Origin of the sequence: Pseudomonas sp. MG-9 (assembly GCF_018729515.1) — a bacterium.
GTDB classification, from domain to species: domain Bacteria; phylum Pseudomonadota; class Gammaproteobacteria; order Pseudomonadales; family Pseudomonadaceae; genus Aquipseudomonas; species Aquipseudomonas serboccidentalis.
In genome coordinates this window covers 167,099-193,054 of sequence record NZ_JAHHZH010000007.1, presented here as the reverse complement: position 1 = coordinate 193,054, position 25,956 = coordinate 167,099, and the positions used below count along the sequence as shown (strand labels likewise).

Below are 25,956 nucleotides of genomic sequence, written 5' to 3'. Positions count from 1 at the left end.
GGCAGCTCCTACAGGTGGCTGCCGCAGAGGGTGATGTTTTTGATAGAATCCGCAACGCGCCGCTCACCCGGCGCGTTTTTTTTTGAATCCGGTTCACCCTTTGCGAGGGTAGCCACCTGGAGAAATACCCATGACACAACCGATTGTCGTGGCGGCACTGTATAAGTTCGTCACCCTCGAAGATTACGTCAACCTGCGCGAGCCACTGCTGCAAGCGATGGTCGACAACGGTATCAAAGGCACCCTGTTGATCGCCGAAGAAGGCATCAACGGCACCGTGTCCGGCAGCCGCGAAGGCATCGATGGCCTGCTCGCCTGGCTGAAGAACGACCCGCGCATGATCGACATCGACCACAAAGAGTCGTACTGCGACGAGCAGCCGTTCTACCGCACCAAAGTCAAACTGAAAAAAGAGATTGTCACCCTCGGCGTCGAAGGCGTGGACCCGAACAAAAAGGTCGGCACCTACGTCGAGCCGCAAGACTGGAACGCGCTGATCAGCGATCCGGAAGTGCTGCTGATCGACACCCGCAACGACTACGAAGTGTCGATCGGTACCTTCGAAGGCGCCATCGATCCGAAAACCACCAGTTTTCGCGAATTTCCCGATTACATCAAAGAGCACTTCGACCCGGCCGTGCACAAGAAGGTCGCGATGTTCTGCACCGGTGGCATTCGCTGCGAGAAAGCCTCGAGCTACATGCTGGGCGAGGGTTTCGAAGAGGTTTACCACCTCAAGGGCGGCATCCTGAAATACCTCGAAGAGGTGCCGCAGGAAGAAACCAAATGGCAGGGCGACTGCTTCGTGTTCGACAACCGCGTGACCGTGCGTCACGACCTCAGCGAAGGCGACTACGATCAATGTCATGCCTGCCGCACACCGGTCAGCGTTGAAGATCGTGCCTCCGAGCATTACGTGGCCGGCATCAGTTGCCCGCATTGCTGGGACAAGCTGAGCGAGAAAACCCGTCGCAGCGCCATCGATCGGCAGAAGCAGATCGAACTGGCCAAGGCGCGCAACATGCCGCACCCGATCGGCTACAACTATAAACAAGCATCCACCGAGGCTTAATCATGTCTGCGCGCCTGCTCTATGTGATGGATCCGATGTGTTCCTGGTGCTGGGGGTTCGCTCCGGTTGCCAAGGCATTGGTCGAGCAGGCGCAGGCAGCGGGGGTGGAACTGCATCTGGTGGTCGGCGGCTTGCGCACCGGCAGCGGTGCGGCACTGGAACCGACCACGCGGCGCTACATTCTTGAGCACTGGCAGGCGGTCACCGAGGCCACCGGCCAGCCGTTCAAGTTCGACGGCGCGTTGCCCGACGGTTTTGTCTACGACACCGAGCCGGCCTGCCGCGCGATCGTCACCGCGCGCAGCCTGGCGCCGGATTGCGCGTGGAAACTGGTCGGCCTGATCCAGCAGGCGTTTTACGCTGAAGGTCGCGATGTCACCCAGGCCAGTGTGCTGGTGGAACTGGCTGAACAGGCCGGCGTGCCGCGTATCGAATTTGCCGCGCTGTTCGATCATGCCGATCAACACAAGGCGACTCAGGCCGATTTCAGTTGGGTGCAGGATCTGGGCATCGCCGGTTTCCCGACCCTGCTCGCCGAACGCAACGGCCAACTGGCGTTGCTGACCAACGGCTATCAACCGCTCAGTGAGCTGTCGCCATTGCTCGGCCGCTGGCTGGAGCGCGCAGCCTGTGCCTGACCGGGCCGATGACACGCCAGCCGTAAAGCGTGTCGACCGGCTGAGCTGGGCAGAAGTCCGGCGTCTGGCGCTTCATCACAAAAAATCCCTGTGGATCGCTAACGGCGTGGCCGTACTGGCGACGCTGTGCAGCGTGCCGATTCCATTGCTGTTGCCGTTGCTGGTGGATGAAGTCCTGCTCGGCCATGGCGATGCCGCGCTGAAAATCATGAACCACGTGCTGCCGTCGATGTGGCAGCAGGCGGCGGGTTACATCGGCCTGATGCTGGTGGTCACCCTGACCCTGCGTTGCAGCGCCCTGTGCTTTGGTGTGCTGCAGGCGCGGTTGTTTGCGCGGCTGGCCAAGGACATCGTCTACCGCATTCGCGTGCGCCTGATCGAGCGCCTCAAACGTATCTCCCTCGGCGAGTACGAAAGCCTCGGCAGCGGCACCGTGACCACGCACCTGGTCACTGATCTGGACACCCTCGACAAGTTCGTCGGCGAAACCCTCAGCCGTTTTCTGGTGGCGATGCTGACCCTGGTCGGCACCGCCAGCATCCTGATGTGGATGCACTGGAAACTGGCGCTGCTGATCCTGCTGTTCAACCCGCTGGTGATCTACGCCACGGTGCAGTTGGGCAAGCGGGTCAAGCACCTGAAGAAACTGGAGAACGACAGCACCTCGCGTTTCACTCAGGCCCTGAGCGAAACCCTCGATGCGATCCAGGAAGTGCGCGCCGGCAACCGTCAGGGCTTCTTCCTCGGACGGCTCGGATTGCGCGCGCAGGAAGTGCGCAATTACGCGGTCAATTCGCAGTGGAAGACCGATGCGTCGAACCGCGCCAGCGGTCTGCTGTTCCAGTTCGGCATCGATATCTTTCGCGCCGCGGCCATGCTTACGGTGCTGTTCTCCGACCTGTCGATCGGCCAGATGCTCGCGGTGTTCAGTTACCTGTGGTTCATGATCGGCCCGGTCGAACAACTGCTTAATCTGCAATACGCCTACTACGCGGCGGGCGGCGCGCTGTCGCGGATCAACGAACTGCTGGCGCGGGCTGACGAACCGCAATACCCGGGCGGCGTCGATCCGTTCAAGGGCCGTGAAACCGTGGGCATCGAGGTGCAGGGGCTGAGCTTCGGTTACGGCGATGAATTGGTGGTGGATCAGATGAACCTGTCCATCGCCCCCGGTGAAAAAGTCGCAATTGTCGGTGCCAGTGGCGGCGGCAAGAGTACCCTGGTGCAGTTGCTGCTCGGGCTGTACACGCCGTTGGCCGGTACGATCCGTTTCGGCGGTTCGACCCAGCAGGAAATCGGCCTGGAGCTGATTCGCGAAAACGTCGCGGTGGTGCTGCAGCATCCGGCGCTGTTCAACGACACGGTACGCGCCAACCTGACCATGGGTCGCACCCGCAGCGATGAAGCCTGCTGGCAGGCGCTGGAAATCGCCCAGCTGGAGGCGAGCATTCGCGCGCTGCCGGACGGTCTCGACAGCATTGTCGGACGCTCTGGCGTGCGCCTGTCCGGCGGTCAGCGTCAGCGCCTGGCGATTGCCCGGATGATCCTCGCCGAGCCGAAAGTGGTGATCCTCGATGAAGCCACTTCGGCCCTCGATGCCGCCACCGAGTACAACCTGCATCAGGCCATGGCGCGTTTCCTCAATGGCCGCACCACGTTGATCATTGCGCATCGCCTGTCAGCGGTGAAGCAGGCGGACCGCGTGCTGGTGTTCGATGGCGGGCGAGTGGCCGAGGACGGCGATCACCAGCAACTGATCGCGGATGGTGGCCTGTACGCCAAGCTGTATGGCCATCTGCAGCAGATACAACGCACTTGAGTTTCGTCGCACTTTCTGTGCTTAGTGCTTGAATTGCTTTGAGTAAAACCACCTGAAACCCTGCGACAGACCAGTCGGTAGTACGATCGACCCGCAAGACGGCACAGCGCTGCCTTCGATGTGTCGAAAATAGCCTAGGCTGAGCTGTCAGAAGCGGTATCTTCCGGTGTTCATCTGGCAGTGCTTGTGCAAGGGACCTCATGAAGCAAAAAAGGACTCTCGGAACGCCACGGTTGTTGGGCATCGTCTGGCCATTTATTGCCGTCGTGTTATTTCAGGCGTTATTGGGGGGCGTGAGTCTTTACGTCCTGTCGGCCGTTCGCGGCTATGTGGCCGGCGAGAGTCTCTGGTCCAAGGGCCAGAAGGACGCCATCTATTATCTGAACCTCTACGCCGACAGCCGCGACGAGGCGATCTTCCTCAAGTACAAGGACGCGATTGCCGTGCCGCAGGGCGGTCACGAGTTGCGTCTGGCTCTGGATCGACAGCCACCGGATCTGCAAGCGGCACGAGAAGGCATCCTCAAGGGTGGCAACCACCCCGATGACGTCCCGAGCCTGATCTGGCTGTACCTCAATTTTCGTCATTTCAGTTATCTGGAAACCGCCATCGACCGCTGGACGATCGGCGATGCCTATCTGGTCCAGCTGGACAAAGTCGCGCGCGAGATGCATCAGGGCATCAGTGAAAACGTTGCGACGCCGGCTGATATTCAACGCTGGAAAACGCAGATTTTCGCAATCAATGACGGCGTGACCCCGGCAGCCAAGGCCTTCAGCGATGCCTTGGGCGAGGGCTCGCGGATGATCCTGCGCCTGCTGCTGTTCACCAACCTGGCCACGGCGCTGGGGCTGATTGCGCTGGCCTTGCTGCGTACGCACAAGCTGCTCAAGCAGCGCCATGCCTTTGCCCAGGCACTGCAGTTGGAGAAGGACCGGGCGCACATCACCCTGCAATCGATCGGCGACGGCGTCATCACCACCGATGTCGATGGGGCCATCGATTACATGAACCCGGCGGCCGAGGCCATGACCCACTGGAAGGCCGAGCACGCGGCGGGTCTGCCGCTGGCCGCACTGTTCAACTTGCTGGATGACAACGCCCAGACTGAAGGGCTGACACTGATCGAGCATATTCTCAGCGGCAAACTGGTCGGCGGCAGCGAGCACTCCAAACTGATTCAGCGCCTGGACGGCAGTACGGTGTCGGTGACACTGGTCGGCGCGCCGATCCGCAATGCCGAAAAGATCAGTGGCACGGTGCTGGTATTGCATGACATGACTCAAGAGCGGCAGTACATCGCCAACCTGTCGTGGCAAGCGACCCACGATGCCCTGACCGGTCTGGCCAATCGCCGTGAGTTCGAATACCGCCTGGAACAGGCGCTGCACAATTTGACGCGCCAGTCCGGTCGACATGCGCTGATGTTCCTGGATCTGGACCAGTTCAAACTGGTCAACGACACCTGCGGTCACGCAGCCGGCGACGAGCTGCTGCGCCACATCTGCGCGCTGTTGCAGTCGGGCTTGCGCGAGAGCGATACCTTGGCGCGGCTGGGCGGGGATGAGTTCGGCATTCTGCTGGAGAACTGCGCACCGGAGGCTGCGGAGAAAATCGCCGAAAGCCTGCGCCAGACCGTGCAGAATCTGCACTTCGTGTGGAAGGGCCGGCCATTTTTGACCACCGTGAGTATCGGCCTGGTGCATATCGCCCAGACCCCGACGACCCTTGAAGCGTCGCTGCGTGCAGCCGACATGGCGTGCTACATGGCCAAGGAGAAGGGGCGTAACCGGGTGCAGGTCTACCACGCCGATGACTCCGAGCTGTCGTTGCGCTTCGGTGAAATGGCCTGGGTGCAGCGTTTGCACATGGCGCTGGAAGAAAACCGCTTCTGCCTGTATGCCCAGGAAATTGCCCCGCTGGGTACCACGGTCGGCGGTGGCGGGCACATCGAAATCCTTTTGCGCCTGCATGACGAGGCCGGACGGATGATCCTGCCGGACAGTTTCATTCCGGCAGCCGAACGTTATGGCCTGATGAGTCAACTCGACCGCTGGGTAGTCGAGAATGTTTTTAAAGTCATTGCCCAATGTATTGCCGAACAACATGAAGGCCCGTTGGCAATGTGTGCGATTAATCTTTCAGGCATTACTATCGGAGATGACGCGTTCTTGCACTTTCTGCGGGAACAGTTTGTTAGTTACTCCATACCACCTGAAATGATTTGTTTTGAAATTACCGAAACCAGTGCAATTGCCAATCTCGGTAGTGCAATTAGATTTATTAATGAACTCAAAGGCTTAGGTTGTTACTTCTCGCTCGATGACTTTTGTGCCGGAATGTCTTCATTCGCTTATCTGAAACATTTGCCTGTAGACTTCCTGAAGATCGACGGGAGTTTCGTAAAGGATATGCTGGACGACCCGATTAACCGCGCAATGGTCGAAGTGATCAATCACATCGGGCATGTCATGGGTAAGCAGACAATTGCCGAGTTTGTTGAAACAACCCAGATCGAGCAGGCACTGCTTGAAATCGGGGTGGATTACGCTCAGGGTTATGTCATCGAACGCCCGCAATTGTTTACCTGCGACAGTTTGCAAAGTCGGCCCGCCAGACCGCAGCCGTTGTTGTTCAAGGCGCCTGGCACGTTCCGTTGAAAGCTCTTGCCGATCCTTACAATCACAAATCAAAAGGAGCCGAACAGTGATCGACACATTCAACCGAACCGGACCACTCATGGAAGCTGCAAGTTATCCAGCCTGGGCACAACAGCTCATTGTGGATTGCAGCGAGAGCAAGCGCCGGGTTGTCGAACATGAACTGTACCTGCGCCTGCGCGATAACAAGCTCAGCGCCAAGACCATGCGCCAGTACCTGATCGGGGGCTGGCCGGTCGTTGAACAGTTTGCGTTGTATATGGCGCAGAACCTGACCAAGACCAGGTTTGCCCGCCATCCTGGGGAGGACATGGCGCGCCGCTGGCTGATGCGCAACATCCGCGTCGAACTCAACCATGCCGACTACTGGCTGAACTGGAGCCGCGCGCATGGCGTCAGCCTTGAGGATCTTCAGGCCCAGCAAGTGCCGCCCGAACTGCATGCCTTGAGTCACTGGTGCTGGCACACCAGCTCGGCGGATTCGCTGATCGTCGCCATCGCCGCCACCAACTATGCCATCGAGGGTGCGACCGGGGAGTGGTCGGCGCTGGTCTGCTCTACGGGGGTGTACGCCGCGGCGTTCCCCGAAGAGGAGCGCAAGCGCGCCATGAAGTGGCTGAAGATGCACGCCCAGTATGACGACGCGCATCCGTGGGAGGCGCTGGAAATCATCTGCACGCTGGCCGGGATGAACCCGAGCAAGGCGTTGCAGACCGAGCTGCGCCAGGCAGTCTGCAAGAGCTATGACTACATGTACCTGTTCCTCGAGCGCTGCATGCAACTGGAAAACGCCGAGCGGGCGATCCATGGGCGTGAGCGTCTGGCGCTGGTAGAGAGCTGATATCCCATAACACCGCAAAAAGTGTAGGAGTGAGCCTGCTCGCGATAACGGTGTGCCAGTCAACAGAGAGGGTGACTGACACACCGTTATCGCGAGCAGGCTCACTCCTACAGTGATTTTGGGGGTATCAAAAAAGTATCAGCCAGCCATTGCCAGGCGATTACGCCCCTCGCGCTTGGCCACATACAGCGCGCTGTCAGCGCGGCGCAGCAGGCTGTCGGCCGATTCCCCCGGCAGCAGGCTCGAGCAGCCGAGGCTCACGGTCAGGTCGATCAACTGGCCGTCAGCGAAGTATTGCGCAGCCTGCGCGGCATGGCGCAGGCGTTCGCCGACCATCGCCGCCGCTTCCCGGCCGGTGTTGCACAGCAGGATCAGAAACTCTTCTCCGCCATAGCGAAACACCATGTCGACATTGCGCAGTTGGCCCTTGATCGACGCCGCCACCGCTTTGAGTACGTCATCCCCGGCGCTGTGTCCGTGGCTGTCGTTGACCCGTTTGAAGTGGTCGATGTCGAGCATCAGCACCGACAACGGTTGCAGGTGCCGCCGTGACATGTCGATCTCGCGTTGCAGGGTCTGCTCCATGGCGATCCGGTTGCCGGTCCCGGTCAACGGGTCGCGCAGCGCGCTTTGCGTCGCGGCGCGGTAGAGCAGGGCGTTGCGCATCGGGAACAACAGCGACGACAGCAGCGATTCGAGGTTGCCCTGGTCTTGCTCACTGAAGCGTTGATTGCGGCGGAACACCAGCTCACCCAGATGCTCGCCTTCGTGGCTGAGGCTGTAGCTGACCGAATGGTGACCGCGTGCGCCGAACTCCAGGCGCAGGTCGCTGCCCGAATGCACGTAACTCAAAGCGTCCAGCGGCACCAGGCGCTGAACTTCGCGGAAAAACAGACCAAGGATTCGTTGCGGCTCAAGACTGGTTTGCAGTTGCAGGCTCATTTGCTGGCGCAGTTGCGCCAGGTTGGCCGGGCGTTCCAGCAGCGGAGGCAGCTGACCAAAGCCCAGGCGTTGCAATTTGGCACTGTCAAAGTCAATTGCATTGGTCTGGGAGGGTGATTTCATATGGCGTGAGCCCCTAAGCAGTAAGTCTGTCTTACAGGCTGGGTGAGAGCGGCTATGGGCTGCGCGTCATACTGATCCATCAGTCCCGTAGGACATTTGGCGTAAGTTTAGTCTGCCTGATGACGATTAGTCAGCTATCGAAATCGGCCTTGCCCCAGTGCCTTCACACGGCATGCTTTGAGGAAAATTAGAGCGAAAGTCATGCCATTCGGTTCATGTTTATTAAAATCGTTATGAATCAACAGGATGGCTTTTTGCTTTGAGGGTGGGTGGCGGATATTTGACTGGAGTGTGATATCGGGAAGCGGCAAATGTGTGCCGCGACGGTAATCCGTCACGGCCACAAAAGCGACGTATGGCAGTTATTGCGCGTTGAAGGCCTGGCCATTGATGCCGGTGCTGTCCGGGCCCATCAGGTACAAGTACACCGGCATGATCTCTTCCGGGGTCGGGTTGTTCAGCGGGTTTTCTCCCGGGTAAGCCTGGGCGCGCATGCTGGTGCGGGTGCCCCCCGGGTTGATGCTGTTGGAGCGTACCGGCGCCACGCCATCGACTTCATCGGCCAGGGTTTGCATCAGGCCTTCGGTGGCGAACTTCGATACGCCGTAGGCGCCCCAGTAGGCCCGGCCCTTGCGCCCGACGCTGCTGGAGGTGAACACCACCGAGGCATCCTGCGACAGTTTGAGCAGCGGCAGCAGGGTGCTGGTCAGCATGAACATGGCGTTGACGTTGACTTGCATGACGCGCATGAAGTTTTCGCCCGACAGCTGTTCGATCGGCGTGCGCGGACCAATGATCGAGGCGTTGTGCAGCAGGCCGTCGAGATGGCCGAACTCGGTCTCGATCATCGCCGCCAGCTCATCGTACTGATGGGGCAGGGCAGTCTCGAGGTTGAACGGGATCACCGCCGGTTGCGGATGACCCGCCGCTTCGATCTCGTCGTAGACCTGCGTCAGATTGGCTTCGGTCTTGCCCAGCAGCAACACGGTGGCGCCATGGGCGGCATAGGTTTTCGCGGCAGCCGCACCAATGCCACGGCCGGCACCGGTGACCAGAATGACCCGATCCTTGAGCAATTCGGGACGAGCGGAGTAATCAAACATAAAAACCTCACAATCCATTTAAACGCTAAAAGATCGCAGCCTTCGGCAGCTCCTACAGATCATCGCAATCTTGTAGGACCTGCCGCAGGTTCGGGCCGTGTTCGGACGATCTTTTGACTTTGATCAGCAGCTGCAGAGCGCGCTGTCGAGCACCTTGCGCAATTCCAGCGGATGATCCACCACCACGTCCGCGCCCCAGTGTCGCGGGTTGTCGTCGGGGTGGATGTAGCCAAATGTCACAGCCGCCGTTTTCGTACCGGCATCGCGCCCTGACTCGATATCGCGCAGATCATCGCCGACAAACAGAACGGTCGATGGATCCAGATCAAGCATCTTGCACGCGAGGATCAGTGGCTCCGGATCGGGCTTGCTGTTTTTCACGTGATCCGGGCAGATCAGCAGCGCCGAACGCTCGGCCAGCCCCAGTTGTTGCATGATCGGTTCGGCAAAGCGCAGCGGCTTGTTGGTCACCACGCCCCAGAGCAGATTGGCCTTTTCGATATCTGCCAACAGTTCGCCCATGCCGTCGAACAGTTTGCTATGCACTGCGCAGCCAACCAGATAGCGCTCCAGAAACTCCAGGCGCAGTTCCTCGAAACCCGGCGATTCCGGGTCCATTGAAAAGGTCACGGCAACCATGGCTTTGGCGCCGCCGGAGATTTCGTCGCGGATGTGCTTGTCATTCATCGGCGGCAAGCCACGATCCGCGCGCATCGCCTGACAAATGGCGATGAAGTCCGGCGCGGTGTCGAGCAGGGTGCCGTCCATGTCGAAAAGAACTGCTCTGATGGCCATCGGCTTACTCCTCGCGCAGGGTCTGGATCATGTAGTTGACGTCAACGTCGTTGGCCAGCTTGTAGTGCTTGGTCAGCGGGTTGTAGGTCAGGCCGATGATGTCCTTGACGGTCAGGCCGGCGATGCGGCTCCAGGCGCCGAGCTCGGACGGGCGGATGAATTTCTTGAAGTCGTGGGTGCCGCGCGGCAGCAGCTTCATGATGTATTCGGCGCCGACGATGGCGAACAGGTACGCCTTCGGGTTGCGGTTGATGGTCGAGAAGAACACCTGGCCGCCGGGCTTGACCATGCGGTAGCAGGCGCGGATCACCGACGACGGGTCCGGCACGTGTTCCAGCATTTCCAGGCAAGTCACGACGTCGAACTGCTCGGGCATTTCTTCGGCCAGGGCTTCGGCGGTGATCTGGCGGTATTCGACGCTGACGCCGGACTCCAGCTGATGCAGTTGCGCGACCGCCAGCGGCGCTTCGCCCATGTCGATGCCCATCACGGTGGCGCCGCGCTGGGCCATGGCTTCGCTGAGGATGCCGCCGCCGCAACCGACGTCGAGGACTTTCTTGCCGGCCAGATTGACCCGCTCGTCAATCCAGTTGACGCGCAGCGGGTTGATGTCGTGCAGCGGTTTGAACTCGCTTTCGCGGTCCCACCAGCGATGGGCCAGGGCTTCGAATTTGGCGATTTCGGCGTGGTCGACGTTGCTCATGATCAATTCCTCGAAAAACTTGAAAAAGGCTGTAGCCCCGGAGTCTGGTCCGGGGTGTTTACGATTCGGTGTGGCCGCTGATGCGCAGGCCCCAGGCCCGGGCGGTAGCGCCCAGCTGTTGTTCATCCAGACGGGTCAGGCGCCGGTCGTCGAGTAACTGTTTGCCGGCGACCCACAGGTGTTTCACGCAATCGCGACCGGTGGCATAGATAAGCTGCGACACCGGGTCGTAGACCGGTTGCTGGGCCAGGCCGGACAGGTCGAAGGCGACGATGTCGGCGGCCTTGCCAATTTCCAGCGAACCGACCTGCGCTTCGATCCCCAGTGCTCGCGCGCCATTGAGTGTGGCCATGCGCAGCGCGCGATGGGCGTCCAGCGCAGTGGCCGAACCGGCGACGGCTTTGGCCAGCAACGCGGCGGTACGGGTTTCGCCCAGCAGGTCGAGATCGTTGTTGCTCGCCGCGCCATCGGTACCGACGGCGACGTTCACGCCAGCCTGCCACAGACGCTCCACCGGGCAGAAACCGCTGGCCAGCTTCAGGTTCGATTCCGGGCAGTGGATCACGCTGCTGTTGCTTTCTACCAGCAATGCGAGATCGTCATCGCTGATCTGGGTCATGTGCACGGCCTGGAAGCGCGGGCCGAGCAGGCCCAGCCGGCCGAGGCGGGCCAATGGCCGCTCGCCGCGATGTTCCAGCGATTGCTGGACTTCGAAAGCGGTTTCGTGGACGTGCATGTGAATCGACGCATCCAGCTCTTCAGCGATCACGCGGATTTTTTCCAGGTTCTCGTCGCCCACGGTGTAGGGTGCATGAGGGCCGAAGGTGATCTTGATCCGTTCGTGATGTTTCAGATCGCCGAACAGCTCGACGCCCTGGCGAATGGCCTCATCGGCACTGGCGGCGCCGGGAATCGGGAAATCGAGGATCGGGATCGCGATCTGCGCACGGATGCCGCTGTTGTGCACGCGTTCGCTGGCGACTTTCGGAAAGAAATACATGTCCGAGAAGCAGGTGATGCCACCTTTGATCTGCTCGGCAATGGCCAGATCGGTGCCATCACGCACGAAATCTTCATCGACCCATTTGGCCTCGGCCGGCCAGATGTGGTTTTCCAGCCAGGTCATCAGCGGCAGATCATCGGCCAGGCCGCGGAACAGCGTCATCGCTGCGTGGCCGTGGGCGTTGATCAGGCCCGGGGCGAGCAGTACGTCCGGTAATTCGCGGATTTGCGTGGCGTTACACTTCAGTGCTTCGGCGCGTGGGCCGATAAACACGATGCGACCATCGCGGATGCCCAGGCCGTGCTCCTTGAGCACAACGCCTGCAGGTTCGACGGGTACCAGCCAGGTCGGCAGCAATAATAAGTCGAGCGCAATGGCAGGTTTCGGCATCGAGGGTCGGTTCCAGTGCTTTTGTAAAGGATGGCGAAGTATACCCGAGCGTCTTCGCGGGGGGATCGCTATAATCGGCGGCTTTTGTTCATGAGTGCGGGGTGAGGGATGCGCGATCGACTGTTGGCTGCGGAGAAAGTAAAGGCCATCGATTGGCGAGATGGCGCGCTCCACCTGCTGGATCAGCGTATTTTGCCGTTCGAGGAAACCTGGATCGCCTACACCAGCGCCGCCGGCGTGGCTGAGGCGATTCGTTCGATGGTGGTGCGCGGTGCGCCGGCCATCGGTATCAGCGCGGCCTATGGCATTGTACTGGCGGCGCGTGCCCGCGTGGCGGAGGGCGGCGACTGGTATGCGGCGCTGGAAGAGGATTTCGCGCTGTTGGCGGATTCCCGCCCGACTGCGGTCAACCTGTTCTGGGCGCTGAACCGCATGCACGATCGCCTCGATCGCCTGAAGGACAATGCCGATCCGCTGGCGGCGCTGGAAGCCGAGGCCATCGCCATTCATGAAAGCGATCGCGAAGCCAACCTGACCATGGCCCAGCTCGGTGTCGATCTGATCCGCAAGCATCAGGGCAACGCCCAGGCGATCCTGACCCACTGCAACACCGGGGCGCTGGCCACCGGCGGTTTCGGTACGGCGCTGGGGGTGATTCGTGCGGCTTACCTTGAAGGTATGGTCGAGCGCGTTTATGCCGACGAGACCCGGCCATGGCTGCAGGGCTCGCGTCTGACCGCGTGGGAGCTGGCGAACGAGGGCATCCCGGTGACCCTCAATGCCGATTCCGCCGCCGCGCACATCATGAAAACCAAAGGCGTGACCTGGGTGATCGTCGGCGCTGACCGCATCACCGCCAATGGCGACGTGGCGAACAAGATCGGCACCTATCAACTGGCGGTCAACGCCATGCATCACGGCGTGCGTTTCATGGTGGTGGCGCCGAGTTCGACCATCGACATGAATCTGGCCATCGGCGACGACATCCCGATCGAGGAGCGTGACGGTGCCGAGCTGCTGGAGGTGGGTGGCAAGCGCGTGGGTGCGGATGTCGAGGCGTTCAACCCGGTGTTTGACGTGACCCCGGCGGATCTGATCGATGCGATTGTCACCGAGAAAGGCATCGTCGAGCGTCCGGATACGGCGAAAATGGCCCAGTTGATGTGCCGTAAACGCCTGCATTGATTGGCTGTGGTGCCTGGAAGGGCGCCATCGCGAGCAGGCTCACTCCTACAAGGTCTTGTGTCGAACGCAAACCCTGTAGGAGTGAGCCTGCTCGCGATGAGGCCCTAAAAGTCAATAAACATCGGTAATTCAGCCCCCAATTCTGCATTCGCAGCGGCTCTGAGCCTCTCTCGTCCCCTTTACGCCTGTCATCGGTCAACTAACTATGCTCCATGCGCATCTGGGGGATAGGTGCGTGGCGGCTCTTGTGATAACATCCGGCGTTTTCCGAGGCAGCTTCACGGAGCTGTCTTTACTGCGCAAATCCACGGTCCAACTTGTTGATTTGTCGTAAGTCGGCGCATGGCACTCAGCCTGCCCCGACGAGCTTCGTTCATCCCATATGGATATGACGAAGTTTCACCAGAAAAAGGAATCAGGCTTCTCATGGGCGAACTGGCCAAAGAAATCCTCCCGGTCAATATCGAAGACGAGCTGAAACAGTCCTACCTCGACTACGCGATGAGCGTAATCGTCGGCCGTGCACTGCCGGATGCGCGCGATGGCCTCAAGCCCGTGCACCGTCGCGTACTGTTCGCGATGAGCGAGCTGGGCAACGACTTCAACAAGCCGTACAAGAAATCTGCCCGTGTTGTCGGTGACGTAATCGGTAAGTATCACCCGCACGGTGATACCGCGGTGTACGACACCATCGTCCGCATGGCTCAGCCTTTCTCCCTGCGCTACCTGCTGGTTGATGGTCAGGGCAACTTCGGTTCGGTCGACGGCGACAACGCCGCGGCCATGCGATACACCGAAGTGCGCATGACCAAGCTGGCGCACGAGCTGCTGGCCGACCTGCACAAGGAAACCGTGGACTGGGTGCCGAACTACGACGGCACCGAACTGATCCCGGCGGTCATGCCGACGCGCGTGCCGAACCTGCTGGTCAACGGCTCCAGCGGTATCGCCGTGGGCATGGCGACCAACATTCCGCCGCACAACCTCGGTGAAGTCATCGACGGTTGCCTGGCCCTCATCGACAACCCTGAGCTGACCGTCGATGAGCTGATGCAATACATCCCGGGTCCGGACTTCCCGACCGCCGCGATCATCAACGGTCGTGCCGGCATCATCGAAGCCTACCGTACCGGTCGCGGCCGCATTTACATGCGTGCGCGCTCGATCATCGAGGACATCGACAAGGTCGGTGGCCGTCAGCAGATCGTCATCACCGAACTGCCTTACCAGCTGAACAAGGCGCGTCTGATCGAAAAGATCGCCGAGCTGGTAAAAGAGAAGAAGCTCGAAGGCATCACCGAACTGCGCGACGAGTCCGACAAGGACGGTATGCGCGTCGTGATCGAGCTGCGTCGCGGTGAAGTGCCTGAGGTGATCCTCAACAATCTCTACGCCCAGACCCAGCTGCAATCGGTATTCGGCATCAACATCGTGGCGCTGATCGACGGTCGTCCGCGGATCCTTAACCTCAAGGATCTGCTGGAAGCCTTCGTTCGTCACCGTCGCGAAGTGGTCACCCGCCGTACCGTGTTCGAGCTGCGCAAGGCCCGCGAGCGTGGTCACATCCTCGAAGGCCAGGCCGTCGCCCTGTCGAACATCGACCCGGTGATCGCCCTGATCAAGGCTTCGCCGACCCCGTCGGAAGCGAAAGAAGCGCTGGTCAGCACCCCTTGGGAATCCAGCGCAGTCGTGGCGATGGTTGAACGTGCCGGTGCCGATTCGTGCCGTCCGGAAAACCTTGATCCTCAATACGGTCTGCGCGAAGGCAAGTACTTCCTGTCGCCAGAGCAGGCGCAAGCCATTCTGGAACTGCGTCTGCACCGTCTGACCGGTCTGGAGCACGAGAAGCTGCTGGCCGAGTACCAAGAGATCCTCAACCAGATTGGTGAGCTGATCCGCATCCTCAACAGCGCCGTGCGCCTGATGGAAGTGATCCGCGAAGAGCTGGAAGTGATCCGCGCCGAATACGGCGACGTGCGCCGCACCGAAATTCTCGATGCGCGTCTCGACCTGACCCTGGGTGACATGATCCCGGAAGAAGAGCGCGTCGTGACCATTTCCCACGGTGGCTACGCCAAGACCCAGCCATTGGCTGCGTACCAGGCTCAGCGTCGTGGCGGCAAAGGCAAGTCGGCGACCGGCGTCAAGGATGAGGACTACATCGCTCACCTGCTGGTTGCCAACAGTCACACCACGTTGCTGTTGTTCTCCAGCAAGGGCAAGGTGTACTGGCTCAAGACTTACGAGATTCCGGAAGCATCCCGCGCCGCCCGTGGTCGTCCGCTGGTCAACCTGCTGCCGCTGGATGACGGTGAATACATCACCACCATGCTGCCGGTCGAGGAATACACTGAAGGTCACTACATCTTCATGGCGACCGCCAACGGCACCGTCAAGAAGACCCCGCTGGAATCCTTCAGTCGTCAGCGCAGCGTCGGTCTGATCGCGCTGGAGCTGGACGAAGGCGACGTGCTGATTTCCGCTGCCATCACCGATGGCGAGCGTGAAGTGATGCTGTTCTCCGACGGCGGCAAGGTCACGCGCTTCAAAGAGTCCGACGTTCGTGCCATGGGCCGTACCGCCCGCGGTGTGCGCGGCATGCGTCTGCCGGAAGGTCAGAAGCTGATTTCGATGCTGATCCCGGAAGAAGGCAGCCAGATCCTCACCGCTTCCGAGCGTGGTTATGGCAAGCGCACCGCGATCACCGAGTTCCCTGAGTACAAGCGTGGCGGCCAGGGCGTTATTGCCATGGTCAGCAACGAGCGTAACGGCCGTCTGGTCGGTGCGGTTCAGGTGCTCGATGGCGAAGAAATCATGCTGATTTCCGATCAGGGCACCCTGGTGCGTACCCGTGTCGACGAAGTGTCGAGCCTGGGTCGTAACACGCAAGGTGTAACCCTGATCAAGCTGGCCAAGGATGAAACCCTGGTCGGTCTGGAGCGGGTTCAGGAGCCATCGGAAGTCGAGGGCGACGAGCTTGAAGGTGAAGAGGGTGCCGAGTTCGAGGGTGAGGTCGTGATCGACGACGTTGCCGAGGACCAGCAACTCGACGCCGCTGCTGACGAAGAGCCGCAGGAATAAGCGGACAAGCGAGGGGGCGGATGAAAATTCGCCCCCTTGTTATTTGTCCGGTATGAAACATCGGAGATCTCTTGTAGGAGTGAGCCTGCTCGCGATGCAGGCGCCGCGGTACATCTGAAATACCGTAGTGATGCAATCGCGAGCAGGCTCACTCCTGCAAGGGAGGGGGCGGGCGCCGCCGCTCCAGTGTCGACGGTTAATACGATTTATTGTGATACCACCAAATCAGAGCGAGATTGGATGTGAGCAAGCGAGCCTATAACTTCTGTGCCGGTCCTGCGGCGCTTCCTGAAGCTGTCCTGCAACGTGCCCAGGGTGAACTCCTTGATTGGCACGGCAAGGGTCTGTCGGTCATGGAAATGAGCCATCGCAGCGATGAGTTCGTGTCCATTGCCACCCAGGCCGAGCAGGATCTGCGTGACCTGCTGAATATCCCGTCGAACTATAAAGTGCTGTTTCTGCAGGGTGGCGCGAGCCAGCAGTTCGCGCAGATCCCGTTGAACCTGTTGCCTGAAGGCGGCAGTGCCGACTATATCGACACCGGTATCTGGTCGCAGAAAGCCATCGAAGAAGCCTCGCGTTACGGCCACGTCAACGTTGCCGCTACCGCCAAGCCTTACGACTATTTCGCTATCCCGGGCCAGAACGAGTGGAGCCTGTCGAAAGACGCCGCCTACGTTCACTACGCGCCGAACGAAACCATTGGCGGTCTGGAGTTCCAGTGGATCCCGGAAACCGGTGATGTGCCGCTGGTGGCCGACATGTCCTCGGACATTCTTTCGCGCCCGGTGGATGTCTCGCGTTTCGGCATGATCTACGCCGGTGCGCAGAAAAACATCGGCCCGAGCGGCATCGTGGTCAACATCATCCGCGAAGACCTGCTGGGCAAGGCCCGCGCGCTGTGCCCGACCATGCTCGACTACAAGGTCGCGGCTGACAACGGCTCGATGTACAACACGCCGCCGACCCTGGCCTGGTACCTGTCCGGTCTGGTGTTCCAGTGGCTGAAAGAGCAGGGTGGCGTCGAAGCCATCGCCAGACTCAATGACGTCAAGCAGCGCACGCTATACGACTTCATCGACGCCAGCGGTCTCTACAGCAACCCGATCAACAAGTCGGATCGCTCGTGGATGAACGTGCCGTTCCGTCTGGCTGACGATCGTCTGGACAAGCCGTTCCTGGCCGGTGCTGACGCGCGCGGTCTGCTCAACCTCAAGGGCCACCGCTCCGTGGGCGGCATGCGCGCCTCCATCTACAACGCCGTCGACATCAACGCCGTCAACGCGCTGGTGGCGTACATGGCTGAATTCGAGAAGGAACACGGCTGATGTCCGAGCAAGAACTCAAGGCACTGCGCGTTCGCATTGATGCTCTGGACGAGAAAGTCCTGGAGCTGATCAGTGAGCGTGCGCGCTGCGCCCAGGAAGTCGCGCGAGTAAAGATGGCCTCGCTGGCCGAAGGCGAAGTGCCGGTGTTCTATCGTCCCGAGCGTGAAGCTCAGGTGCTCAAGCGGGTGATGGAGCGCAATCAGGGGCCGTTGGGCAACGAAGAGATGGCGCGGCTGTTCCGCGAAATCATGTCCTCGTGCCTGGCGCTCGAGCAGCCGCTGAAAGTGGCGTACCTCGGCCCTGAGGGCACCTTCACCCAAGCGGCGGCCATGAAGCACTTCGGTCATGCGGTGATCAGCAAGCCGATGGCGGCGATCGACGAAGTGTTCCGTGAAGTGGCGGCGGGTGCAGTGAATTTTGGCGTGGTGCCGGTGGAGAACTCTACCGAAGGCGCGGTCAACCACACGCTCGACAGCTTCCTCGAGCACGACATGGTGATTTGCGGCGAAGTCGAGCTACGCATTCACCATCACCTGCTGGTCGGTGAAAACACCAAGACCGACAGCATCAGCCGCATCTACTCCCACGCCCAGTCGCTGGCCCAGTGCCGCAAGTGGCTGGATGCACACTACCCGAATGTCGAGCGCGTGGCGGTGTCGAGCAACGCCGAAGCCGCCAAGCGGGTCAAGGGTGAGTGGAACTCGGCAGCGATTGCCGGCGACATGGCGGCAGGGTTGTATGGGCTGACGCGTCTGGCCGAGAAGATCGAAGACCGTCCGGACAACTCGACGCGCTTCCTGATGATCGGTAACCAGGAAGTGCCGCCGACCGGCGACGACAAGACCTCGATCATCGTTTCGATGAGCAACAAGCCTGGCGCGCTCCACGAGCTGCTGGTGCCGTTCCATGACAACGGGATCGACCTGACCCGGATCGAAACCCGTCCGTCGCGCAGCGGCAAATGGACCTACGTATTCTTCATCGACTTCGTCGGCCACCACCGTGATCCGTTGATCAAAGGTGTGCTGGAAAAGATCAGTCAGGAAGCAGTAGCACTCAAGGTGCTGGGTTCCTACCCGAAAGCAGTTCTCTAAGGGCGGTAGCAAATGAGTGGCAACTTCCTCGCTCTGGCACAGCCGGGCGTGCAACAACTTTCGCCGTACGTTCCGGGCAAGCCTGTGGACGAACTGGCGCGTGAGCTGGACCTGGATCCTGCGAAAATCGTCAAGCTGGCGAGCAACGAAAACCCGCTGGGCGCCAGCCCGAAAGCGCTGGCCGCGATCCGCGAAGAGCTGGCCGAGCTGACCCGTTATCCGGACGGCAACGGCTTTGCGCTGAAATCCCTGCTGGCCGAGCAGTGCCGCGTCGAGCTGAACCAGGTCACCCTGGGCAACGGCTCCAACGACATTCTCGAGCTGGTGGCGCGTGCCTATCTGGCGCCGGGTCTGAATGCGGTGTTCAGCGAACACGCTTTCGCTGTCTATCCGATTGCCACTCAGGCGGTTGGCGCCGAAGCCAAAGTGGTTCCGGCCAAGGATTGGGGGCATGATCTGCCGGCTATGCTTGCAGCCATCGATGCCAACACCCGCGTGGTGTTCATCGCCAACCCGAACAACCCGACCGGCACCTGGTTCGGCGCCGAAGCGCTGGACGAGTTCCTGCAGGATGTGCCGGAGCACGTGCTGGTGGTGCTGGACGAGGCGTACATCGAGTACGCCGAAGGCAGTGATCTGCCGGATGGTCTGGATTTCCTCGCGGCCTATCCGAACCTGCTGGTGTCGCGCACCTTTTCCAAGGCCTACGGTCTGGCGGCGCTGCGCGTGGGTTATGGCCTGTCCACCGCTGTCGTGGCGGACGTGCTGAACCGCGTGCGCCAGCCGTTCAACGTCAACAGCCTGGCGCTGGCTGCTGCCTGTGCGGCGTTGAAGGACGAAGAGTATCTGGCGCAAAGCCGTCAGCTCAACGAATCCGGCATGCAGCAGCTGCAAGCAGGTTTCCGTGAACTGGGCCTGAACTGGATCGAGTCCAAGGGCAACTTCATCTGTGTCGATCTTGGTCAGGTGGCGGCGCCGATTTTCCAGGGCTTGCTGCGTGAAGGCGTAATCGTGCGTCCGGTAGCCAACTACGGCATGCCGAACCACCTGCGGGTGACCATCGGTCTGCCAGCGGAAAACAGCCGCTTCCTCGACGCGCTGCGTAAGGTTCTGGCTCGTGGGTGATGTCACTGCTCTGCAATCTGCTGCACCTATGATCGGTCGCCTTGTGGTGGTCGGTCTGGGGTTGATCGGTGGTTCGTTTGCCAAAGGCTTGCGTGAAAGCGGTATCTGCCGTGAAGTGGTCGGGGTCGATCTCGACCCGCAATCGCGCAAGTTGGCGGTCGAGTTGGGTGTGGTTGATCGTTGTGAAGACGACTTGATCGCTGCCTGTCAGGGCGCCGACGTGATTCAACTGGCGGTGCCGATTCTGGCCATGGAGAAAGTGCTGGCCCGTCTGGCGAGCGTTGATCTGGGGCAGGCGATTCTGACCGATGTCGGCAGTGCCAAAGGCAATGTGGTGCGGGCGGCGACCGAGGCGTTCGGCGGCATGCCGGCGCGTTTCGTGCCGGGCCATCCGATTGCCGGTTCCGAGCAGAGCGGGGTGGAAGCTTCCAATGCCGAGCTGTTCCGTCGGCACAAGGTGATTCTGACTCCGCTCGAGCAAACCGATCCGGCAGCGCTGGCCGTTGTCGATCGCTTGTGGCGCGAATTGGGCGCTGACGTCGAGCACATGCAGGTCGAGCGTCACGATGAAGTGCTGGCTGCGACCAGTCATCTGCCGCACCTGCTGGCCTTCGGTCTGGTCGACTCGTTGGCCAAACGCAATGAAAACCTTGAGATCTTCCGTTACGCTGCGGGCGGTTTTCGCGATTTCACAAGAATCGCCGGAAGCGACCCGGTGATGTGGCACGACATCTTTCTCGCCAACCGCGAGGCTGTCCTGCGCACACTCGATACATTTCGCAGCGACCTCGACGCCTTGCGCGACGCGGTCGATGCAGGGGATGGGCACCAATTGTTGGGCGTCTTCACGCGCGCCCGGGTTGCCCGCGAGCATTTCAGTAAAATCCTGGCCCGCAGGGCCTATGTGGACGCTATGAATTCCAACGATCTGATTTTCCTGGCTCAACCTGGTGGCCGCCTGTCCGGTCGGATTCGCGTACCAGGTGACAAATCGATTTCCCACCGTTCGATCATGCTTGGCTCGCTGGCCGAAGGCGTGACCGAAGTCGAAGGTTTCCTTGAAGGCGAAGATGCCTTGGCGACTTTGCAGGCGTTCCGTGACATGGGTGTGGTCATTGAAGGCCCGCACCACGGTCGCGTGACCATTCACGGCGTCGGCCTGCACGGTCTGAAGCCTGCGCCGGGCCCGATCTATCTGGGCAACTCCGGTACCTCGATGCGTCTGCTGTCCGGCCTGCTGGCTGCGCAGAGTTTCGACAGCACCCTGACGGGCGATGCTTCGCTGTCCAAGCGGCCGATGAATCGCGTAGCCAATCCGCTGCGTGAAATGGGCGCGGTGATCGAAACCGCTGCCGAAGGTCGTCCACCGATGACCATTCGTGGCGGTCACAAGCTCAAAGGCCTGACCTACACCATGCCGATGGCCAGTGCGCAGGTGAAGTCCTGCCTGCTGCTGGCGGGCCTGTACGCTGAAGGCAAAACTACCGTGACCGAGCCGGCGCCGACCCGTGACCACACCGAGCGCATGCTGCGTGGTTTCGGCTACCCGGTGAGCGTCGATGGCGCCACGGCATCGGTCGAGTCCGGTGGCAAGCTGACCGCGACTCACATCGAAGTGCCGGGCGATATCTCGTCGTCGGCGTTCTTCCTCGTGGCGGCGTCGATTGCCGAAGGTTCCGAGCTGGTGCTGGAGCATGTCGGCATCAACCCGACCCGTACCGGCGTCATCGACATCCTGCGCCTGATGGGTGCGGATATCACCCTGGAGAACCAGCGTGAAGTCGGTGGTGAGCCAGTGGCTGATTTGCGCGTGCGGGCAGCTAAACTCAAGGGTATCGAGATTCCGGAAGCGCTGGTGCCACTGGCCATCGACGAATTCCCGGTGCTGTTCGTGGCAGCCGCCTGTGCCGAAGGGCGCACCGTGCTGACCGGCGCCGAAGAGTTGCGCGTCAAGGAATCGGATCGCATTCAGGTCATGGCGGACGGCTTGCTGGCGCTGGGCGTCAAATGCCAGCCGACCCCGGACGGCATCATCATCGATGGCGGCCAGATTGGTGGCGGCGAAGTGCATGGTCACGGTGATCACCGTATCGCCATGGCTTTCAGCGTGGCGTCGCTGCGCGCCACGGCACCGATCCGCATCCATGATTGCGCCAACGTCGCGACGTCGTTCCCGAACTTCCTCGCGTTGTGCGCGCAGGTGGGTATTCGTGTTGCTCAAGAGGCTCAGTCGTGAAGAACATTGCACCGGTCATCACCATCGATGGGCCAAGCGGTTCAGGCAAAGGCACGGTAGCCGGGATTCTGGCCAAGCGTCTGGGCTGGAATCTGCTGGATTCCGGTGCGCTGTATCGCCTGCTGGCGTTTGCGGCGCACAACCATGGTGTCGACCTGACCAATGAAGAGCTGCTGAAAAAACTGGCCGCTCATCTGGATGTGCAGTTCATCGCGGCGACCGAAGGTCAGCTGCAGCGCATCATTCTTGAGGGTGATGAAGTCAGTGATGTCATTCGTACTGAAAGCGTCGGTTCCGGCGCTTCTCAGGTGGCGGCATTGCCGGCGGTACGCGAGGCGCTGCTGCAGCGCCAGCGTGCTTTTCAGGAAGCGCCGGGCCTGGTGGCCGACGGTCGCGACATGGGTACGGTGGTGTTTCCCGATGCACCGCTGAAGATTTTCCTCACCGCCAGTGCCGAGGAACGGGCGCGCCGCCGATATTTGCAGTTGAAGGGCAAAGTCGAGGGTGTTAGTCTGTCGAGTCTGCTAGATGAGATCCGTGCACGCGACGAGCGTGATACCCAGCGCGCAGTAGCCCCGCTAAAGCCGGCGGCTGACGCGATACAGCTGGATTCCACGGAGTTGTCCATCGATCAGGTGCTTGAACGCATCATGAGCGAGATCGCCATTCGCGATATCGCCGGGTGACCAAGAAGGCCGCAGGGGACCAGTCATAGTCCTGCAGCGCTTCTTTTAAATGAAACTAACCCACACCGTCTGGGGTGTGGAGATGGGCGTATTCTTCGCCCTCATCTACAGGAATTAAAATGAGCGAAAGCTTTGCGGAACTCTTTGAAGAAAGCCTAAAGACCCTGAACCTTCAGGCAGGCTCCATCATCACCGGTGTTATCGTTGATATCGATTACCAGGCTCGCTGGGTAACCGTTCACGCTGGTCTGAAGTCTGAAGCACTCATCCCGCTGGAACAGTTCTACAACGACGCTGGTGACCTGACTATCAATGTCGGTGACGAAGTTCACGTTGCTCTGGATTCGGTTGAAGACGGTTTCGGTGAAACCAAGCTGTCCCGTGAAAAAGCCAAGCGCGCTGAATGCTGGATCGTTCTGGAAGCAGCCTTCGCAGCTGAGGAAGTGGTCAAGGGCGTTATCAACGGTAAGGTTAAAGGCGGCTTCACTGTCGACGTTAACGGCATCCGTGCGTTCCTGCCAGGTTCCCTGGTTGACGTCCGTCCAGTGCGCGACACCACGCACCTGGAAGGCAAAGAGCTGGAATTCAAGGTCATCAAGCTGGACCAGAAGCGCAACAACGTTGTCGTTTCCCGTCGTAGCGTCCTGGAAGCCGAGAACTCCGCCGAGCGTGAAGCTCTGCTGGAATCCCTGCAGGAAGGCCAGCAAGTCAAAGGTATCGTCAAAAACCTCACCGATTACGGCGCATTCGTCGATCTGGGTGGCGTGGACGGCCTGCTGCACATCACCGACATGGCGTGGAAGCGTATCAAGCATCCTTCCGAAATCGTCAACGTTGGTGACGAAATCGACGTCAAGGTTCTGAAATACGATCGCGAACGCAACCGTGTTTCCCTGGGCCTGAAGCAACTGGGCGAAGATCCATGGGTTGCTATCAAAGCCCGTTACCCAGAAAGCACTCGCGTTACCGCTCGTGTAACCAACCTGACCGACTACGGCTGCTTCGCTGAGCTGGAAGAAGGCGTTGAAGGTCTGGTACACGTTTCGGAAATGGACTGGACCAACAAGAACATCCACCCTTCGAAAGTCGTACAAGTCGGCGACGAAGTGGAAGTTATGGTTCTGGACATCGACGAAGAGCGTCGTCGTATCTCCTTGGGCATCAAGCAGTGCAAGTCGAACCCATGGGAAGACTTCTCTGGCCAGTTCAACAAGGGCGACAAGATCTCCGGCACCATCAAGTCGATCACCGATTTCGGTATCTTCATTGGTCTGGACGGCGGCATCGACGGTCTGGTTCACCTGTCCGACATCTCCTGGAACGAAGTGGGCGAAGAAGCCGTACGTCGTTTCAAGAAGGGCGACGAGCTGGACACCGTCATCCTGTCGGTTGACCCAGAGCGCGAGCGCATCTCCCTGGGCATCAAGCAACTGGAAAGCGATCCGTTCTCCGAGTACGTCTCGGTTAACGACAAAGGCGCTATCGTTAAAGGCACCGTGAAAGAAGTTGACGCCAAAGGCGCCATCATCGTTCTGGCTGACGACATCGAAGCGACCCTGAAAGCCTCCGAAATCAGCCGTGACCGCGTTGAAGACGCGCGCAACGTTCTGAAAGAAGGCCAGGAAGTTGAAGCCAAGATCATCAGCGTTGACCGCAAGAGCCGCGTAATCCAGCTCTCGATCAAGTCTAAAGACGACGCTGAAGAGAAAGAAGCTATCCAGAGCCTGAACTCTGTTCAGGAAGCTCCAGCCGATACCACTATGGCTGCTCTGCTGAAGCAAGCAATGGCCAAGCAGAACTAAGTTCTGATTGATCATGAAAAAGGGCGACTTCGGTCGCCCTTTTTTGTGCCTGCGATTTGGTGAGATGGGGCGCGGTTAGCCTGTGTCGGGATCGCGGTGAAACCAATCCCTTCAACTGGTTGTCTGTTTCTTTAATCGGATCAATCGCCTATTCGCGACTAAGCTGGGTATTAGTCGTGCAGTAGTCGGGCGTTGCCTGGCATAAGGAAGTGGATGAACAGATTTATAGTCTTCATGGTGGTGCTGCTGTTGGCCGGCTGTACCACGAGTGCCAAGACGCATGCGGTGCGTGGTGTCAGCGGTATCGAGATCGACTGTTCCGGCCTGGGTTCAGGGTGGGAGAAGTGCCAAAAGCGTGCGGCGAAGGAGTGCAGGGGGGCGGGTTACAGGGTGATCACCCGGTCTGATGATGCAAAGGATGAGGATGAGTTTCCGTTTGGCTTCAATCCCGCAGGCTACGTCACCCGAACCATGCTGGTGATGTGTCGCTGAGTGCGCACTGATCCGGTTCGGTGCTTTTGTGTCCTGAAAACGGGCGTTTCGACGCCGAGGAAGATATGTCAATCCCTGGGCTGTTCAAAATCTTCCGGGCGTGCTAAAACCTTTCAAGCGCTGATCTAGCTGCTTGAAAAAGAAGGGAAAAATATGACGAAGTCGGAGTTGATCGAACGAATTGTCACCCATCAAGGGCTACTCTCATCCAAGGATGTGGAGCTGGCCATCAAGACCATGCTTGAACAAATGTCCCAATGTCTGGCCACAGGTGATCGCATCGAGATCCGTGGATTTGGCAGCTTCTCCCTGCACTACCGTGCGCCGCGTGTCGGTCGCAATCCCAAGACCGGCCAGTCGGTCAGCCTGGATGGCAAGTTCGTTCCGCATTTCAAACCGGGCAAGGAATTGCGCGATCGGGTGAACGAAGAGGAGGAGGGGATTTGACAGTCGCTATTTCTCAAGGAGTTACTCATGCGTAACCTCAAGCGCATACTTCTTGGCGTGTTCATTTTATTGCTGGTGTTAGTGATCCTGGCTTTTGTGCTGGAGAATCAGCAATCCATTTCGTTGGTGTTCCTGGGTTTGGCTGGGCCGCAACTGCCAGTGTCGTTGGTAGTGGTCATGGCATTGCTCGTCGGCATGCTGATTGGTCCGGTTCTGGGCTGGTTTCTGGGGCGCTCGTCCAGGATTGCACGCAAGCGTCTTGTCTGAGGTCGGCAGGCGCGAGACATCTGTCGAATTTGCAACGTCGCTTGTCCATATCCATTAGTAAAACGTTCATTAAGCTGTAAAATGCAGCCCTTGTTCGATTGTGGAAACATATCCACATCGATTC

Annotated in this window: 21 protein-coding genes; 16 read left to right on the top strand and 5 right to left on the bottom strand. The window is 59.8% G+C overall.

Going from position 1 to position 25,956, the window contains the following annotated elements; all coding sequences use genetic code 11:
• Positions 1-130: 130 nt before the first annotated feature.
• The 5 genes from trhO (at position 131) to KKQ10_RS19440 (ending at position 7,030) form a co-directional block, all read left to right on the top strand.
• The gene (gene trhO, locus KKQ10_RS19460; protein ID WP_108592511.1) at positions 131-1,072 is read left to right on the top strand and encodes an oxygen-dependent tRNA uridine(34) hydroxylase TrhO; all 942 of its coding nucleotides are present in this window, start codon (positions 131-133) and stop codon (positions 1,070-1,072) included.
• Positions 1,073-1,107: 35 nt separating this feature from the next.
• Positions 1,108-1,710 carry a DsbA family protein gene (locus KKQ10_RS19455; RefSeq protein ID WP_174823774.1) on the top strand — a complete coding sequence of 201 codons (603 nt, stop codon included), beginning with the start codon at positions 1,108-1,110 and terminating at the stop codon, positions 1,708-1,710.
• Positions 1,703-3,529 (top strand): ABC transporter ATP-binding protein, encoded by a 1,827-nt coding sequence (locus KKQ10_RS19450; RefSeq protein WP_127648827.1) that lies wholly within the window; start codon positions 1,703-1,705, stop codon positions 3,527-3,529. Before KKQ10_RS19455 ends, KKQ10_RS19450 begins: the two co-directional genes overlap by 8 nt.
• A 200-nt stretch (positions 3,530-3,729) precedes the next feature.
• Positions 3,730-6,189: an EAL domain-containing protein gene (locus tag KKQ10_RS19445; protein ID WP_215502026.1), complete on the top strand. Its 2,460-nt coding sequence runs from the start codon at positions 3,730-3,732 to the stop codon at positions 6,187-6,189.
• Positions 6,190-6,268: 79 nt separating this feature from the next.
• Entirely contained in the window at positions 6,269-7,030 is a 762-nt protein-coding gene (locus KKQ10_RS19440; protein ID WP_252191672.1) for an iron-containing redox enzyme family protein, read from the top strand.
• Between the two features lie 138 nt (positions 7,031-7,168).
• On the opposite strand, the gene KKQ10_RS19435 is transcribed toward KKQ10_RS19440, so the two are convergent.
• The 5 genes from KKQ10_RS19435 to KKQ10_RS19415 all read right to left on the bottom strand — a co-directional run bounded on the left by KKQ10_RS19435 (position 7,169) and on the right by KKQ10_RS19415 (position 12,089).
• Complete coding sequence (locus KKQ10_RS19435; RefSeq protein ID WP_215502024.1) at positions 7,169-8,095, bottom strand: GGDEF domain-containing protein; 927 nt, start codon at positions 8,093-8,095, stop codon at positions 7,169-7,171.
• 362 nt (positions 8,096-8,457) lie between these two features.
• Positions 8,458-9,198, bottom strand: a complete 741-nt coding sequence (locus KKQ10_RS19430; protein ID WP_025113079.1) for a YciK family oxidoreductase — start codon at positions 9,196-9,198, stop codon at positions 8,458-8,460.
• Positions 9,199-9,321: 123 nt separating this feature from the next.
• Entirely contained in the window at positions 9,322-9,993 is a 672-nt protein-coding gene (mupP, locus tag KKQ10_RS19425; protein WP_215502023.1) for an N-acetylmuramic acid 6-phosphate phosphatase MupP, read from the bottom strand.
• 4 nt (positions 9,994-9,997) lie between these two features.
• Positions 9,998-10,696 carry a bifunctional 2-polyprenyl-6-hydroxyphenol methylase/3-demethylubiquinol 3-O-methyltransferase UbiG gene (gene ubiG, locus KKQ10_RS19420; RefSeq protein WP_108183445.1) on the bottom strand — a complete coding sequence of 233 codons (699 nt, stop codon included), beginning with the start codon at positions 10,694-10,696 and terminating at the stop codon, positions 9,998-10,000.
• A 58-nt stretch (positions 10,697-10,754) separates the two neighbouring features.
• Positions 10,755-12,089, bottom strand: coding sequence for a TRZ/ATZ family hydrolase (locus tag KKQ10_RS19415; protein ID WP_215502022.1), 1,335 nt, complete (start codon positions 12,087-12,089; stop codon positions 10,755-10,757).
• Between the two features lie 108 nt (positions 12,090-12,197).
• Between KKQ10_RS19415 and mtnA the strand changes: the two genes are divergently transcribed.
• From mtnA to KKQ10_RS19360, 11 genes are all read left to right on the top strand, one after another.
• Positions 12,198-13,274, top strand: a complete 1,077-nt coding sequence (gene mtnA, locus KKQ10_RS19410) for an S-methyl-5-thioribose-1-phosphate isomerase (protein WP_215502021.1) — start codon at positions 12,198-12,200, stop codon at positions 13,272-13,274.
• A 426-nt stretch (positions 13,275-13,700) separates the two neighbouring features.
• On the top strand, positions 13,701-16,355 hold the full coding sequence (gene gyrA, locus KKQ10_RS19405; protein WP_127648819.1) for a DNA gyrase subunit A: 2,655 nt from the start codon (positions 13,701-13,703) through the stop codon (positions 16,353-16,355).
• 242 nt (positions 16,356-16,597) lie between these two features.
• Complete coding sequence (serC, locus tag KKQ10_RS19400) at positions 16,598-17,683, top strand: 3-phosphoserine/phosphohydroxythreonine transaminase (protein ID WP_127648818.1); 1,086 nt, start codon at positions 16,598-16,600, stop codon at positions 17,681-17,683.
• Positions 17,683-18,777, top strand: a complete 1,095-nt coding sequence (pheA, locus tag KKQ10_RS19395; protein WP_127648817.1) for a prephenate dehydratase — start codon at positions 17,683-17,685, stop codon at positions 18,775-18,777. The genes serC and pheA overlap by 1 nt, the downstream gene beginning before the upstream one ends.
• Positions 18,778-18,789: 12 nt before the next feature.
• The gene (gene hisC, locus KKQ10_RS19390) at positions 18,790-19,902 is read left to right on the top strand and encodes a histidinol-phosphate transaminase (protein ID WP_127648816.1); all 1,113 of its coding nucleotides are present in this window, start codon (positions 18,790-18,792) and stop codon (positions 19,900-19,902) included.
• 28 nt (positions 19,903-19,930) lie between these two features.
• Complete coding sequence (locus tag KKQ10_RS19385; RefSeq protein WP_252191670.1) at positions 19,931-22,138, top strand: bifunctional prephenate dehydrogenase/3-phosphoshikimate 1-carboxyvinyltransferase; 2,208 nt, start codon at positions 19,931-19,933, stop codon at positions 22,136-22,138.
• Positions 22,135-22,824: a (d)CMP kinase gene (gene cmk, locus KKQ10_RS19380; protein WP_064391442.1), complete on the top strand. Its 690-nt coding sequence runs from the start codon at positions 22,135-22,137 to the stop codon at positions 22,822-22,824. Before KKQ10_RS19385 ends, cmk begins: the two co-directional genes overlap by 4 nt.
• A gap of 119 nt (positions 22,825-22,943) precedes the next feature.
• The gene (gene rpsA, locus KKQ10_RS19375) at positions 22,944-24,626 is read left to right on the top strand and encodes a 30S ribosomal protein S1 (protein WP_041069380.1); all 1,683 of its coding nucleotides are present in this window, start codon (positions 22,944-22,946) and stop codon (positions 24,624-24,626) included.
• 213 nt (positions 24,627-24,839) lie between these two features.
• Positions 24,840-25,118, top strand: coding sequence for a hypothetical protein (locus tag KKQ10_RS19370; protein WP_215502019.1), 279 nt, complete (start codon positions 24,840-24,842; stop codon positions 25,116-25,118).
• Between the two features lie 153 nt (positions 25,119-25,271).
• Complete coding sequence (gene ihfB, locus KKQ10_RS19365) at positions 25,272-25,565, top strand: integration host factor subunit beta (protein ID WP_038858476.1); 294 nt, start codon at positions 25,272-25,274, stop codon at positions 25,563-25,565.
• A 27-nt stretch (positions 25,566-25,592) separates the two neighbouring features.
• Positions 25,593-25,832: a LapA family protein gene (locus KKQ10_RS19360; protein WP_215502018.1), complete on the top strand. Its 240-nt coding sequence runs from the start codon at positions 25,593-25,595 to the stop codon at positions 25,830-25,832.
• The last annotated feature ends 124 nt before the right edge of the window (positions 25,833-25,956 follow it).

Excerpts from the sequence above, each read along its gene's own strand:
- trhO (WP_108592511.1), top strand. The coding sequence starts at position 131 with ATGACACAACCGATTGTCGTGGCGGCACTGTATAAGTTCGTCACCCTC.
- KKQ10_RS19455 (WP_174823774.1), top strand. The coding sequence starts at position 1,108 with ATGTGTTCCTGGTGCTGGGGGTTCGCTCCGGTTGCCAAGGCATTGGTC.
- KKQ10_RS19445 (WP_215502026.1), top strand. The coding sequence starts at position 3,730 with ATGAAGCAAAAAAGGACTCTCGGAACGCCACGGTTGTTGGGCATCGTC.
- KKQ10_RS19440 (WP_252191672.1), top strand. The coding sequence starts at position 6,269 with ATGGAAGCTGCAAGTTATCCAGCCTGGGCACAACAGCTCATTGTGGAT.
- KKQ10_RS19435 (WP_215502024.1), bottom strand. The coding sequence starts at position 8,095 with ATGAAATCACCCTCCCAGACCAATGCAATTGACTTTGACAGTGCCAAA.
- KKQ10_RS19430 (WP_025113079.1), bottom strand. The coding sequence starts at position 9,198 with ATGTTTGATTACTCCGCTCGTCCCGAATTGCTCAAGGATCGGGTCATT.
- mupP (WP_215502023.1), bottom strand. The coding sequence starts at position 9,993 with ATGGCCATCAGAGCAGTTCTTTTCGACATGGACGGCACCCTGCTCGAC.
- ubiG (WP_108183445.1), bottom strand. The coding sequence starts at position 10,696 with ATGAGCAACGTCGACCACGCCGAAATCGCCAAATTCGAAGCCCTGGCC.
- KKQ10_RS19415 (WP_215502022.1), bottom strand. The coding sequence starts at position 12,089 with ATGCCGAAACCTGCCATTGCGCTCGACTTATTATTGCTGCCGACCTGG.
- mtnA (WP_215502021.1), top strand. The coding sequence starts at position 12,198 with ATGCGCGATCGACTGTTGGCTGCGGAGAAAGTAAAGGCCATCGATTGG.
- gyrA (WP_127648819.1), top strand. The coding sequence starts at position 13,701 with ATGGGCGAACTGGCCAAAGAAATCCTCCCGGTCAATATCGAAGACGAG.
- pheA (WP_127648817.1), top strand. The coding sequence starts at position 17,683 with ATGTCCGAGCAAGAACTCAAGGCACTGCGCGTTCGCATTGATGCTCTG.
- hisC (WP_127648816.1), top strand. The coding sequence starts at position 18,790 with ATGAGTGGCAACTTCCTCGCTCTGGCACAGCCGGGCGTGCAACAACTT.
- KKQ10_RS19385 (WP_252191670.1), top strand. The coding sequence starts at position 19,931 with ATGATCGGTCGCCTTGTGGTGGTCGGTCTGGGGTTGATCGGTGGTTCG.
- rpsA (WP_041069380.1), top strand. The coding sequence starts at position 22,944 with ATGAGCGAAAGCTTTGCGGAACTCTTTGAAGAAAGCCTAAAGACCCTG.
- KKQ10_RS19370 (WP_215502019.1), top strand. The coding sequence starts at position 24,840 with ATGAACAGATTTATAGTCTTCATGGTGGTGCTGCTGTTGGCCGGCTGT.
- ihfB (WP_038858476.1), top strand. The coding sequence starts at position 25,272 with ATGACGAAGTCGGAGTTGATCGAACGAATTGTCACCCATCAAGGGCTA.
- KKQ10_RS19360 (WP_215502018.1), top strand. The coding sequence starts at position 25,593 with ATGCGTAACCTCAAGCGCATACTTCTTGGCGTGTTCATTTTATTGCTG.